Annotated in this window: 12 protein-coding genes; 4 read left to right on the forward strand and 8 right to left on the reverse strand. The window is 66.0% G+C overall.

What is annotated here, in order from left to right; genetic code table 11:
• Positions 1-26: 26 nt before the first annotated feature.
• Positions 27-473, reverse strand: coding sequence for a hypothetical protein (locus tag PFZ56_RS17910; RefSeq protein WP_102879895.1), 447 nt, complete (start codon positions 471-473; stop codon positions 27-29).
• A gap of 47 nt (positions 474-520) precedes the next feature.
• Positions 521-1,456: an ankyrin repeat domain-containing protein gene (locus PFZ56_RS17915; protein WP_170005100.1), complete on the reverse strand. Its 936-nt coding sequence runs from the start codon at positions 1,454-1,456 to the stop codon at positions 521-523.
• A 349-nt stretch (positions 1,457-1,805) separates the two neighbouring features.
• Here PFZ56_RS17915 and PFZ56_RS17920 point away from each other — a divergent pair, with 349 nt between their 5' ends.
• Both PFZ56_RS17920 and PFZ56_RS17925 read left to right on the forward strand, forming a co-directional pair.
• Positions 1,806-2,789 carry an MDR family oxidoreductase gene (locus tag PFZ56_RS17920; protein WP_102879893.1) on the forward strand — a complete coding sequence of 328 codons (984 nt, stop codon included), beginning with the start codon at positions 1,806-1,808 and terminating at the stop codon, positions 2,787-2,789.
• A 135-nt stretch (positions 2,790-2,924) separates the two neighbouring features.
• A complete protein-coding gene (locus PFZ56_RS17925) occupies positions 2,925-4,280 on the forward strand; it encodes an MATE family efflux transporter (RefSeq protein ID WP_272754854.1) in 1,356 nt (451 codons plus the stop codon).
• Positions 4,281-4,292: 12 nt separating this feature from the next.
• Here PFZ56_RS17925 and PFZ56_RS17930 read toward each other — a convergent pair whose 3' ends face one another.
• The gene (locus PFZ56_RS17930; protein WP_170004431.1) at positions 4,293-4,613 is read right to left on the reverse strand and encodes a DUF2834 domain-containing protein; all 321 of its coding nucleotides are present in this window, start codon (positions 4,611-4,613) and stop codon (positions 4,293-4,295) included.
• 26 nt (positions 4,614-4,639) lie between these two features.
• Positions 4,640-5,032: a DUF6713 family protein gene (locus PFZ56_RS17935; RefSeq protein WP_222933839.1), complete on the reverse strand. Its 393-nt coding sequence runs from the start codon at positions 5,030-5,032 to the stop codon at positions 4,640-4,642.
• A 440-nt stretch (positions 5,033-5,472) separates the two neighbouring features.
• On the opposite strand from PFZ56_RS17935, the gene PFZ56_RS17940 reads away from it, so the two are divergent.
• A complete protein-coding gene (locus tag PFZ56_RS17940; protein ID WP_170004433.1) occupies positions 5,473-6,282 on the forward strand; it encodes a helix-turn-helix domain-containing protein in 810 nt (269 codons plus the stop codon).
• A gap of 49 nt (positions 6,283-6,331) precedes the next feature.
• Here the strand turns inward: PFZ56_RS17940 and PFZ56_RS17945 are convergent, their stop codons facing one another.
• Positions 6,332-6,706, reverse strand: a complete 375-nt coding sequence (locus PFZ56_RS17945; protein ID WP_170004435.1) for a DUF2784 domain-containing protein — start codon at positions 6,704-6,706, stop codon at positions 6,332-6,334.
• 200 nt (positions 6,707-6,906) lie between these two features.
• On the opposite strand from PFZ56_RS17945, the gene PFZ56_RS17950 reads away from it, so the two are divergent.
• The gene (locus tag PFZ56_RS17950) at positions 6,907-7,959 is read left to right on the forward strand and encodes a hypothetical protein (protein WP_249735869.1); all 1,053 of its coding nucleotides are present in this window, start codon (positions 6,907-6,909) and stop codon (positions 7,957-7,959) included.
• 15 nt (positions 7,960-7,974) lie between these two features.
• Here the strand turns inward: PFZ56_RS17950 and PFZ56_RS17955 are convergent, their stop codons facing one another.
• The 3 genes from PFZ56_RS17955 to ppnN form a co-directional block, all read right to left on the reverse strand.
• The gene (locus PFZ56_RS17955; protein WP_170004437.1) at positions 7,975-9,756 is read right to left on the reverse strand and encodes an FAD-dependent oxidoreductase; all 1,782 of its coding nucleotides are present in this window, start codon (positions 9,754-9,756) and stop codon (positions 7,975-7,977) included.
• Positions 9,757-9,953: 197 nt separating this feature from the next.
• The gene (locus PFZ56_RS17960) at positions 9,954-10,145 is read right to left on the reverse strand and encodes a hypothetical protein (RefSeq protein ID WP_146232636.1); all 192 of its coding nucleotides are present in this window, start codon (positions 10,143-10,145) and stop codon (positions 9,954-9,956) included.
• A gap of 199 nt (positions 10,146-10,344) precedes the next feature.
• Entirely contained in the window at positions 10,345-11,718 is a 1,374-nt protein-coding gene (gene ppnN / locus PFZ56_RS17965) for a nucleotide 5'-monophosphate nucleosidase PpnN (protein WP_102879885.1), read from the reverse strand.
• Between the last annotated feature and the right edge of the window lie 175 nt (positions 11,719-11,893).

An 11,893-nucleotide genomic window follows, 5' to 3' on the forward strand; every position in this document is an offset into this window, starting at 1 on the left:
TAACCACAATTGCCGGCGTCCGGCGCTCAGTCGATGTACTGCGCTCGCCCCGTGGCGCGCCAGTGTGCAAGTCGCTCGTCCATCACCGATGCCAGCCGGTCGTAGTTGCTCCAGCTGTTTTCCACCCGGTAGATGGTGCCCGGCTCGGGGGCCAGGATCTGTTCGTAGTCGCTGGAAAACCGACCGCTGTCCCGCCCCTTGTAGTAGGCCAGGGCAAAGGCATTGCCTTCGTCGTTGAAATCGCCGTCGCTGAGCTTTTCATCCAGTATCCGCAACAGGAACTCGCGGCCATCGAGGGTGCGGGCGCGGACTTGGCCGATCTCCTCTTCGACATCGTCCAGCAGCTCCTCGCTGGCAAAGTCGTTGATCAGCATCCAGGCCAGGAACAGGCCGATGTGGGTGGCTCCAGCCGTGGTAGGCAGGTCGCCGGGAAAGTCGCCGCCGTAGTGCCAGGAGGCGTCGTCGTATTTCATGGGGGCAGGTCCTGAAAGGTGAGAGGGGCGTGCAAGTTGCAGGGGCGTCACAGAATCGCGTTGGTCCATTTCGGGGTGCCGGCCAGGCGCCGCTTGACGCTGTCGATGCGCCATTGCCCCGCGACCCGTTTGACCAGGAAGCGATGCTCGTAGCACAGCGCCCGGGAGGCTGGATCACGCATCAGCACTTCGGCCTCGGCGGGCTTGAGCAACTGGCAGCCCAGTAGTTGGTCGGCCTCGGAGTAGGTTGTGGGGTAACCGTAGGAGGCTCGGGGATAGGCCCGCGGCCGCAGGGTGCAGAAACGTTCGAGGAGCTGTTGCGGTTCGGCCCAGAAGGCCGCGTCGACAGCCTCGTGGCCCAGGGCATTGCCCCGTTGTTCCCAGGCCTCCAGCGCCAGGGTATAGGCCCGCACCTGGGTGACCGGATCGCCACTGTTGTCATCGCCTGGTGCCAGTGGTGGCCAGGGCAGGGAAGGGGCCGCTGCGGGCGCTGGCGGCGCTCCGGCACCGGCCTGCGCCAGCTGTTGCATGATCTGGGTATGGCCCTTCTCTTCGGCCAGGGACCAGGCATTGCGCTGCTGGAAGTCCAGGCGCAGGGGATCGGCGCCGGCTTTGAGCAGCAAGCTCAGCATTGCCTCGTGCCCGCCCTGGGCGGCGTTCATCAGGGCAGTGCGTTGCAGTTCGGGGCTGGCGTGTTCGAGCGCTGCGCCATGGGCGATCAGCAACTCGGCCATGGCGGTATCACCTTGGCTGGCGGCCCAGGCCAGGGGGCTGTAGCCCAGCGCCTTGCACGGTTGCTGGACATCCGCGCCGCGTGCCAGCAGCAGCGCCACGGCCGGCCGGTGCCCGGCGATAGTGGCGGCCAGCAGGGCCGTGCGGCCGGTGCCCTTGTGCTGCCATTCAAGGTCCGCGCCAGTATCAAGGAGGCGCTCGATGGCCGTGAGATCGCCGCGTGCGGCGGCTTTTTCCAGTAGGTGAGACAAGGTCGAGAATCCGTTCGGTCAGGGTAGAAACGCCGCGGCATGGTAACGCTCCATGCTGCGTTTTTGCCACGCCCGATACGCCCCTCGTCGCCGTTCTGGCAGGCCAGTCGCGCTGGGCTACGTTGCGATACGGGATGCTGGGTGCGGCCCGGGTCATTGCGAGCGTCGCTGGCGGGGACTGGGGTGAGGGGCGATCAATGACCGTTAGCGCCGGCCCGGCCACCGGAGCAATTCCGAGGCGGGCGGGGGTGTTCATGGACGCCTTCCGAAGGCTTGCGTAGGATGGCGCGTTCGCGTTCTACGCCGTTGCAGCCAGCGCTGCAGCCTCCCTTGCCAACAGGAGTCCGTGATGTTCAAGGCCATTGTGATCGACAAAGACACTGCAGGTTATCGCGCCCATCTGAGCCAACTGGAGGAGGTGCAACTGCCTGCAGGCGATGTCACGGTGCGGGTGGCCTACAGCACCCTGAACTACAAGGACGGCCTGGCGATCACTGGCAAAAGCCCGGTGGTGCGGCAGTTTCCCATGGTCCCCGGAATCGACCTGGCAGGCACCGTCGAAGCCAGCAGCCATCCGCGCTTTCGCCCGGGGGAGCAGGTGCTGCTCAATGGCTGGGGCGTGGGCGAGAGCCATTGGGGCGGGCTGGCGCAGAAGGCCCGGTTGCAGGGTGACTGGCTGATCCACCTGCCAGAAGCCTTCAGCGCGCGCCAGGCCATGGCCATCGGCACTGCCGGCTACACCGCCATGCTGTGCCTGATCGCCCTGGAACGCAGCGGCCTGACTCCCGAGCACGGCGAAGTGCTGGTCACCGGTGCCAGCGGCGGCGTTGGCAGCTTTGCCATCAGCCTGCTGTCGCGCCTGGGCTACTCGGTGATCGCCGCCACCGGGCGGCCGGAAGAGGCCGACTACCTCAAGGCGCTGGGGGCCAGCCGTATCATCGAGCGTGCCGAACTGTCCGAGCCGGGACGCCCGCTGGCCAAGGAGCGCTGGGCGGCGGCCATCGATTCGGTGGGCAGTCACACCCTGGCCAACGTCTGTGCCGGCACCGCCGCCGATGGTCTGGTGGCTGCCTGCGGGTTGGCCCAGGGCATGGATTTCCCGGCTTCGGTGGCGCCCTTCATTCTGCGGGGAGTGAGCTTGCTGGGGATCAACAGCGTGACCCGTCCCTACCACGAACGGGTGCATGCCTGGGAGCGCCTAGCTGCCGAGGTGGACCAGCAGCACCTGCAGCGGATCACCCGCGAAGTGGGCCTGGAAGAGGCGTTGACCGTCGCCCGTGAACTGCTCGAAGGCAAGGTCCGCGGGCGGGTGGTGGTGGACGTCAACCGCTGATATAAACCTCGGGCCGCTGCGCTGCCGGAACGTCGCGTTCGGCCTTCATTGCTGCACCTTCCAGGACCGACGCGAGCCCCGTGCCACGGACTGCTTCGCGGCCCTTCGTCCTCTTGATCCGAGGTTGCCTGCCCCATGTCGATTCCCGCCCAGCGCCCGCTTTGGCAGGTGTACCTGATCTTCCTCATGCCCATGGTGCTGTCGAACTTCCTGCAGTCGTTCTCCGGCACGCTCAACGGTATCTACATCGGTCAGATGCTGGGGACCCAGGCGTTGGCCGCGGTGTCGGGGATGTTCCCCATCGTGTTCTTCTTCATTGCCCTGGTGATCGGCCTGGGCGCGGGGGCCTCGGTGCTGATTGGCCAGGCCTGGGGCGCCCGGGAGTTGGGCACGGTCAAGGCGGTGGCCGGCAGCACCCTGTTGCTCGGCGCATTGATCGGCCTGCTGGGGGCGGTGCTGGGCATGCTGTTTGCGCGGCCGGCCTTGCAGGGGCTGGGGACCCCGCTGGATGTGCTGGACGATGCAGTGGGCTATGCCCGGGTGATGATGCTGATCATGCCGCTGCTGCTGGTGTTCGTGCTCTTTACCCAGTTGCTGCGCGGTGTCAGCGATACCCTGTCGCCGCTGCTGGCGCTGATCGTGTCGACCCTGGTGGGCCTGCTCCTGACCCCGGCGCTGATTCGCGGCTGGCTGGGCCTGCCGCCGATGGGCATCCAGAGCGCGGCCTTCGCCGGGCTGGTGGGCAATATCCTGGCCATGGGTTTTCTGGTCTGGCGCTTGAGTGGCCGGGCCCATCCCCTGGCGCCGGATCGGGCGCTGTTCGCGGCGATGAAGCTGGACCGGGCGATCCTCGCCAAGGTGCTGCGCATCGGCCTGCCCACCGGGGTGCAGATGGTGGTGATCTCACTCTCCGAACTGGTGATCCTGGCCCTGGTCAACCGCCACGGTTCCCAGGCCACGGCGGCCTATGGCGCAGTGACCCAGATCGTCAACTATGTGCAGTTCCCGGCGCTGTCGATCGCCATCACTGCCTCGATCCTCGGGGCCCAGGCCATCGGCGCCGGGCGCCTGGAGCGCATCACCCCGATCCTGCGCACGGGCCTGGCGATCAATCTGTGCCTGACCGGGGCCCTGGTGCTGCTGGGCTACCTGATTTCCCACTGGCTGCTGGGGCTGTTCATCATCGACCCCACAGCCCTGGTGCAGGCCGAACACCTGCTGCACATCATGCTCTGGAGCATCCTGGTGTTCGGCTTCCAGGCGGTGGTGGGCGGCATCATGCGCGCCAGCGGCACGGTGCTGATGCCGGTGGCGATCTCGATTTTCTGCATCCTCGGGGTGCAGCTGCCGATGGCCTATCTGTTGGACGCGCACTTCGGCCTGCAGGGGGTGTGGATGGCGTTCCCGGTGGCCTACCTGAGCATGCTGGTGCTGCAGACTGGCTACTTCAAGCTGGTCTGGCGGCACAAGCAGATCCAGCGGCTGATCTGAGGCCGTTGCCGCTCAGGCGCTGTGGGGCGAGCCTCGGCCAAAGCCGTTGACCACGATGTACAGCAACGGGCCGATGGAGACCAAGACCGCCGTCAGCAGCAGGTAGGGCAGCACCGACAGCGCCGAGCGTCCGCGGGCTCGGGCGTCTCGCAGCATCCACAATCCAGCCAGCAGCGCCATCAAGTACAGGTCGATGACCACCTGCGCTGTGTCGGGTTGCGACAGCAGTTGCACGCCGAATTGCAGCAGCGACTGCTGTGCCTGGAGCAGGGTGAACAAGGTGTAGGCACTGAAGGCCAGCAGGGTCAGCAGCGCGAGGTAGGGACGGGGCATGGTGGGTTCCTTGAGCCGGGAGGTGATCAGTCGTTGCACGGGGAGCGTTGCCGGCCCAGGTCCAGCATCAGGTAGAGCAGGCCGGTGGCACCGCAGGCGAAGATCAGCGTTTGCGACAGCAGCGAGTCGAAGAGGTACAGCGGGTGCTGCTGAAGGTTGTAGTGCAGCCCGGCGTGAACCACGGCAAAGGCGGCCAGCAGTTGCCGGCTGGTCCGGCGCATGGCCTGGCACGGGTGCCCGATCAGCCACATCAGTGCGACGCACAGCGGTACATGCAGCGCAATGAACCACTGCTGGCCCAGCGCCGGATCGAGGTCGCGCAAGCCATACAGCAGGCGCCACTCGGCTTGGGCCACGGCGTCCAGTTCATGGCCGGCGAACAAGGCCAGGCATAGGCGCCAGAGTGTTTTTCTCACCATTAAACTCCTTGAACTACGGGGAGCGAACAGGCTAAGTGGCAACCCCCGGGCCACTCAATGACCTCCCAGGTCATAGACAGGCGTGGGGCACAAGCGCTCAGCTGGGCGGCACAGGACAACAATCAGCTTCAAGGAATGAGTAGCAATGAGCGACAGCGAACAGGCTCCTGAGCCAGGCACCTCGAGGGTGATCCGTGAAGCACGGCCCGACGATGTGCCGGCCATGCTCGGCTTTGATGCCTACGCACAATCCCATGCCAGCCGGGGCCAGGCGCTTCGCGAGGCGGTCGGGCGGCTCAGGGGCTGCTGGCCAAGGCCGGATTCCGCCCCAGCGGGGTAGTCGAGAACCTGGACGAGGATGATCCCGAACTGATCTTCTTCAAGCCTGTTCGCTGAGTTGTCCGCCAACGGCTAACCCACCCAAAGGATGATGGAACCCGATGATTGAACCCCTTGGACGCGTTCCCGCGCCAGCGCTGCCGGTCGGCGCGCAACTGCGCCAACTGCGGCGCCAAGCACGCTTGAGTCAGCTGGATCTGGCGTTGCAGGTGGGCATGTCGCAACGGCACCTGAGTTGCGTCGAGACGGGCCGGGCGCAGCCCAGCCCGGCGCTGCTGCATGGCTTGCTGAGCACCCTGGATACCCCACTGGAAATACGCAACCGGGTGTATCTTGCCGCCGGCTATGCCCCCCGTTATGCCGCCTTGCCATTGGACGATCCGGGCCTGGAGCCGGTGCGCGCCGCGCTGATGCACCTGCTCCAGGCCAACAACCCGGCGCCGGCCATTGTCATCGACAGCGGCTGGCAGGTACTGGCCGCCAATCGCGCCACCAAGGCCTTGTTCGGGCTTTTGGGACTGCCGCCGGCGGCGCTGGAGCAAGGTTTCAATCTGCTGGCGAGCCTGCTGCTGCCCGGTGGTTTTGGTGACTGCCTGATCAATGCCGAAGAGATCCGTCAGGTGGCTTGGCAGCGGGCGGCCCGGGAGGCGGCGCAACAGCCAGGGCTGGCGGCGCTGCTGGCGAGCCTGCCGTGCCCCGGCGAGGCGGCGGGTGCTGCAAGCCTGGCCACGCCGTTGCTGCTGACCCGGGTGCGCGGGCTCACGGGGGAACTGCGTTTTCTTTCCACCTTCACCACCTTTGGCATGCCCCAGGACATCACTGTGGCGTCATTGCGCATCGAGCACCTGATCCCCGCCGACCAGGCCACCTGGCAGGCGCTGACCCAGGCCTGCGAGGCCGATCCGTCCTAGAGCGCCAAGGTGCGGGCCGGTTCGCCGCTGCGGTCACAAGGGGGAGGCTTCAGGCGTGGCGGGTACGGCTCCAGCGCCGTGCCAGGTAGCCGTAGACCGAGAGGTTGATCACTAGAACCAGGCTGCCCAGCCAGAGCTGGATGCCCGGGGTCAGCCCGGCGGGGTAGATCAGTGGGATCAGGTAGTGCTCGATGAACCCGGCCCCGTAGCCATCCTGGCCGGCGGCGTGGCGCAACTGGTTTTCCCAGCGGGTCAGCGGGCATTCCAGGTGCAGGACTTCCACCGCCACACCCCAGGCCGCGGCGGGCAGATGCAGCAGCATCAGCCGTGGATGGCGCAGCACCAGCAGGCCTCCCAGCAGCACGAAGACGATGAATGACAGGTGAAACAGCACCAGGCTGTCAGCGGCGATGCGGTAGAGCATGAAGGTTCCTTGTAGGGGGGAGGCAGGTCCGTGGCGCAGGCGCCCCGGGCAATATACCGATGCCGGAGGCGTCGTGGGTGACGATTGCACGAGCGCCTGGCAAAACGCCCCGGGCGGCGCAGTGGCGCTACCTATACTGCAAGTAGGCCAGGCCGGACAGTCGAGTCTGGCCTGGCCTTGCCTTCAGGGAGGGACTTGCCTTGTGCTCACTGGCGCTGCGTTGCTGTCGCCCCAGGTCCTGGTTGTTCAGCCTGGGGCTGGCGGTGCTGGTACTGCTCCTTCCTGGCTGTGCCAGCCGTGTCGCCGAGCCCGTCGCCCAGGCGCCGGTCAGTCCGGCCGTCTGGCGTCAGGTGGACGTGGAGCTGCTGAACGCCTCACGCTCCGCCACCCAGCAGGCTGAAGTCTATGCCCAGGGCTCCATGGAGCACTGGCGCACGCGGATCTATCAGCAGACCGACGAACACTTCATTCCCTGGTTCAGTGGCTACTGGACCCAGGAATGGCTGGCGCTCAAGGTCGGTTGGTATTCCCTGAACGACCGGGGCGATGACGCACAGGCTTCCAGGCGCCTGGCCGGTTACCTGCAGGAACAGTATCAGCAGCGGGTCCTGGCACCAGTGGCGCTGGAGATCGATGCCGATGGCATTACCGGCGAGGCCATGGAGTTCTATGTGCAGTTGCTGCGTCAGCAGGTGCAGCTCAGCACTGCGCGTCACCAGTTGCCCGTGCCGCAATTGGATCAGCATCTGGCGCGGATCATCGCCATCGATCTTGGGCCCCAGGCTGGGCAGCGCGCTTCGCTGCAGCAACTGTTGCAGGTAGAGCCGGTGGCCCGTCTGCCGGCCTATGCGCCGCTGTTGCAGCAGATTCATGCCGGGCCGGCGACCGATCAGGGGGAGGCGGCGCCGGGCGTGTCCCAGGTGGCCCAGGTCACCAGTGAGAAACTCCAGGCCCAGTTCGCCAGTCGCGGTGTGGCCGGTGCCGTGGCCGCCGCGGTGGGGCGGGTGGCCGGAGCGCTGATTTCCGTGGGGGTGGCGGGTGTACGGGCCCTGGTCCAGAACAATGAGCGCGAGGACCTGCAGGCGCAGACCCGGCGCGACCTGGGCGTGGCCTTCGATCAGGCCTGGCTCAAGCAGTTGCATGACCCTGAGCACGGGGTCATGGCCGGGGTGTATTACCTGGCGCGGCAGATCGAGGCGCAGTTGCAGGCCTCGCAACCCCTGGTGGAGCAGGGCCCCGGCTGGAGCCCATGAGCCAGCGGCGCCAGGTCAATGCATCGCCGCGCATTGTCCGGAACCTGCGCCAAGGGCCGGTTCGAGGATCACCTCATAGTCACTGACGCCTGCGGCATGGCGCCCGGCAATGTAGCCGAAGGTCATGGCCGGCCCCAGGTTGATGCCCCCGGACGGGTAGAAACCGCCCATGACACTGGCCATGTCGGTGCCCGCGGCATACAGCCCCGGGATCACCGCCCCGGCCTGATCCAGTACTTGGGCCTGGGGGCTGGTCTTGAGCCCGGCAAAGGTGCCGAAACTGCCGGGCAGCACTTTGACCCCATAGAACGGCCCTTGCTGGATAGGCGCCACACAGGGGTTAGGTCCTGGGTGCAGGGTGTCACCCTGCTTGCGGTTGTAGGGCGTCGAACCGCGACCGAACTCAGGGTCCTGACCCTGCCGGGCATGCTGGTTGAACGCTTGTACCGTGGCGGCCAGGCCTTGTGGGTCGATGCCGCAACGCCGTGCCAGCTCCTGGATGGAGTCGGCCCGTTGCAGGTAGCCGTTGCGCACCAGATGGCCCACGGGCAGGGGGAAGGGGCGGGCATAACCTAGCCCGTAACGACGCTGGAAGCGGTGGTCGCAGATCAGCCAGGACGCCACTTCCTCGCCGGCCGGAACCGCTTCCACCATGGCCGCGGTGTAGTCGTAGTAACCGTCGGCCTCGTTGACGAAGCGTTTGCCATTGGCCAGTACCCCGATCACCCCGGGCTTGGCCCGATCGATGATATGGGGAAAGTGCCCGATGCTGCCGTCGGCGTGTTGCACTCGCGATACCGGGGCCCAGGCCACCGGGCTGGCAAGGTCGGTGGCCAGCACGGCACCGGCGGCCTCACCGAGACGAATGCCGTCCCCCGAGCAGCTCAAGGGGGGCAAGGCCAGATGCTCGTCGGGGCCAGGCGCCCGGGGAAACAGCGCCTGGCGTCGAACCGGGTCGTGGGCAAAACCGCCGGCCGCCAGGACCACGCCGCGACGGGCCCGGATCTCCCGCGGCCCCTGAGGCGTGTCGACCAGGGCGCCGTGCACCCCTTGTTCGTCCTGTAGCAGCGAACGGGCCGGCGACGACTCCAGCAGATTCACTCCCAGGTCCTGGGCCGACTTCGCCAGCCGGCCGATCAGCGCCACGCCGTTCACCAGGTGCATGGCCCGACCATGCAGCGCCAGGTCCCGCAAATGGCGGACAAAACGCTTGCCCACATGCAATAGCGACTTGAACGAGCGAGTCATGCTGAGAAAGGCGCCCAGGTCGGCCCCGGCCATGATCGGCATGCCCAGGAACGAGGTCTCGCGCAGGGTCCGGCGCAGGCGCGCCAGCAAGGGACCAATGGCCCGGGCGTCATAGGGCGCGGCGATCACCTGATGACCCTCGATGCCAGCCCCGGGCACCTGGCCATGGATGTCCGGAATGCCATTGCCGTCGACGAACTGCAGGGCGGTGTGCTGTTCGAAGAAGGCCACCATTTGTGGACCGTTATCAAGAAAGGCGTCGATGCGTCCGGCGTCGTAGCCTTCGCCCAGTTCATGCCTGAGGTAGGTGCGCGGTTGCTGCGGGTTTTCATGGATGCCGGCGCGGCGCGCCAGCGGATTGCCCGGCACCCACATCCAGCCACCGGACCAGGCACTGGCACCGCCGAAAGTGGAATCCTTTTCCACTACTACCACCTTCAGCCCATGCCAGGCGGCGGTCACGGCACAGGCCAGACCGGCAGCTCCGGAGCCGATCACCAGCAGGTCACAATCCAGGGGCGGGAGGGTTGCGGCGGGAACTTCGCTCACGATGACAGGCCTTTTTTGGTGTATTTATAAGAAATGGAATTGCGTTCCATAATTTTGGAAAACTATTTCACGTGGCCATGAGGCTGTCAAACCCGCTGCGTTTTGCAGGTGGCAACGCCGTGTGCAGCGGCGTTGTCCGGGGATAGGGGGAGGGGATGGAGAAAGGGGGGGGGGGGCGGCGGCCTTGGTGGCGTCCGTCAGGGTTTGCGCAGGATCAGGTCGAACCTGTGGTTGTGCTTGGGACCGCGCAGGCTCTTGCCCAGCCCTTCGCTTTCCTCGAAATGCTCGATGTGCAGGCCGGCGCACAGTGCCTGTGCGGCGCTGCGGGAGTGAAAAGTCAGGTCTGGCGCCGTGGCCCATTGGTCCCGCTCACCGAACAGCTGGCCCACCAGCAATGTCTGGTGCTGGCATGAATCACTCCTTGATGGTTGGCGCCACATCCTACCGGAGCCCGGCCATCCTTTGCCGGGGTTCAGCTAGCACAAAGCCGAGGGGGCAGCCTGGCGCGGGAGGCAAATGCCGGGCAAGAAAAAGCCGCGCGCTCCCAGGGAACGCGCGGCGCTGTTCAACCACCGAAGGGGCTGGGGATCAGCTCACTACGCGGTAGCACGGCACATAGGCCGCGCCGCCTGGCAGCTTCATGCGGTGCTGCTCGACGAAGGCTTTGAGCAACTGGTCCAGGGGCTGCATGATCGCCGGGTCACCGTGGATGCTGTAGGGACCTTTCTGTTCGATCAGGCGGATGCCCTGGTCCTTGACGTTGCCGGCGACGATGCCGGAGAACGCCCGGCGCAGGTTGGCCGCCAGTTCGTGGGGCGCCAGGGCGTGGTTCAGTTGCAGGTTGGCCATGTTCTCGTGGGTCGGATCGAAGGGGCGCTGGAAGCCCTCGTCGATCTTCAGCAGCCAGTTGAAGTGGAAGGCGTCGTTGCGTTCGCGGCGGAACTGCTTGACGGTCTTCAGCCCTTCGGTCATCTGCCGGGCCACTTCTGCCGGGTTGTCGATGATGATCTGGTAGTGCTTCTGCGCCGCTTCGCCCAGGGTCGCCAGGACAAAGGCGTTGAGCTGCTCCAGATAGGGCGCTGCGCTCTTGGGACCGGTCAGGATCACCGGGAACGGCAGTTCACGGTTGTCCGGGTGCATCAGGATGCCCAGCAGGTAGAGGAATTCCTCTGCGGTGCCGGCGCCCCCCGGGAAGATGATGATGCCGTGGCCGACACGCACGAAGGCCTCCAGGCGCTTCTCGATGTCCGGCAGGATCACCAGCTCGTTGACGATGGGGTTCGGTGCTTCGGCAGCGATGATCCCCGGCTCGGTCAGGCCCAGGTAGCGGCCGCCGCTCATGCGCTGCTTGGCGTGGGCGATGGTCGCGCCTTTCATCGGGCCCTTCATCACGCCAGGACCGCAGCCGGTGCAGATGTCCAGCTTGCGCAGGCCCAGTTCGTGGCCGACTTTCTTGGTGTATTTGTATTCTTCGGTATTGATCGAGTGGCCGCCCCAGCACACCACCATCTTCGGCTCCACGCCGGGCCGCAGGGTGCGGGCGTTGCGCAGCAGGTGGAAGACGTAGTCGGTGATGCCCTGGGAGCTCTCCAGGTCGATGCGCTGGCTGTCCAGTTCGTTCTCGGTGTAGACGATGTCGCGCAGGGCGCTGAAGAGCATTTCCCGGGTGCTGGCAATCATCTCGCCGTCGACGAAGGCGTCGGCCGGTGCGTTCAGCAGTTCCAGGCGCACGCCGCGGTCCTGCTGGTGAATGCGCACTTCAAAATCGTGGTAGGCGTCGAGGATGGTCTTGGCGTTGTCGACGTGGGCGCCGGTGTTGAGGATCGCCAGGGCGCACTGGCGGAACAGCGTGTAGATGCTGCCGGAACCGGCGGCGCTGAGTTGTTGCACTTCACGTTGCGAGAGGGTCTCCAGGCTGCCTTTCGGGCTCACCGAAGCATTGATCACTTGTCTTTGCGGCATTAATCCATTTCCTGAAATCGGCGCCACCGCGCCATGTGCGGTCAGTGGCGAAAAACGGCGGGGCAGTGAAAGAGCCACCGGTACGGGGCTTGGTTTCCAGCGGCAGGGCAAGAAAGCAAACGTCGTCGCGAGATTGTTCGCTGTCTGAATCTACCTCAAGCGGGCCCGCTGTGGC

This window comes from Pseudomonas danubii (assembly GCF_042980055.1).
GTDB classification, from domain to species: Bacteria; Pseudomonadota; Gammaproteobacteria; order Pseudomonadales; family Pseudomonadaceae; genus Aquipseudomonas; species Aquipseudomonas danubii.

Bases quoted from the DNA above. Each gene is read 5' to 3' on its own strand.
- PFZ56_RS17910 (WP_102879895.1), bottom strand. From the start codon at position 473: ATGAAATACGACGACGCCTCCTGGCACTACGGCGGCGACTTTCCCGGC.
- PFZ56_RS17920 (WP_102879893.1), top strand. From the start codon at position 1,806: ATGTTCAAGGCCATTGTGATCGACAAAGACACTGCAGGTTATCGCGCC.
- PFZ56_RS17925 (WP_272754854.1), top strand. From the start codon at position 2,925: ATGTCGATTCCCGCCCAGCGCCCGCTTTGGCAGGTGTACCTGATCTTC.
- PFZ56_RS17930 (WP_170004431.1), bottom strand. From the start codon at position 4,613: ATGCCCCGTCCCTACCTCGCGCTGCTGACCCTGCTGGCCTTCAGTGCC.
- PFZ56_RS17935 (WP_222933839.1), bottom strand. From the start codon at position 5,032: ATGGTGAGAAAAACACTCTGGCGCCTATGCCTGGCCTTGTTCGCCGGC.
- PFZ56_RS17940 (WP_170004433.1), top strand. From the start codon at position 5,473: ATGATTGAACCCCTTGGACGCGTTCCCGCGCCAGCGCTGCCGGTCGGC.
- PFZ56_RS17945 (WP_170004435.1), bottom strand. From the start codon at position 6,706: ATGCTCTACCGCATCGCCGCTGACAGCCTGGTGCTGTTTCACCTGTCA.
- ppnN (WP_102879885.1), bottom strand. From the start codon at position 11,718: ATGCCGCAAAGACAAGTGATCAATGCTTCGGTGAGCCCGAAAGGCAGC.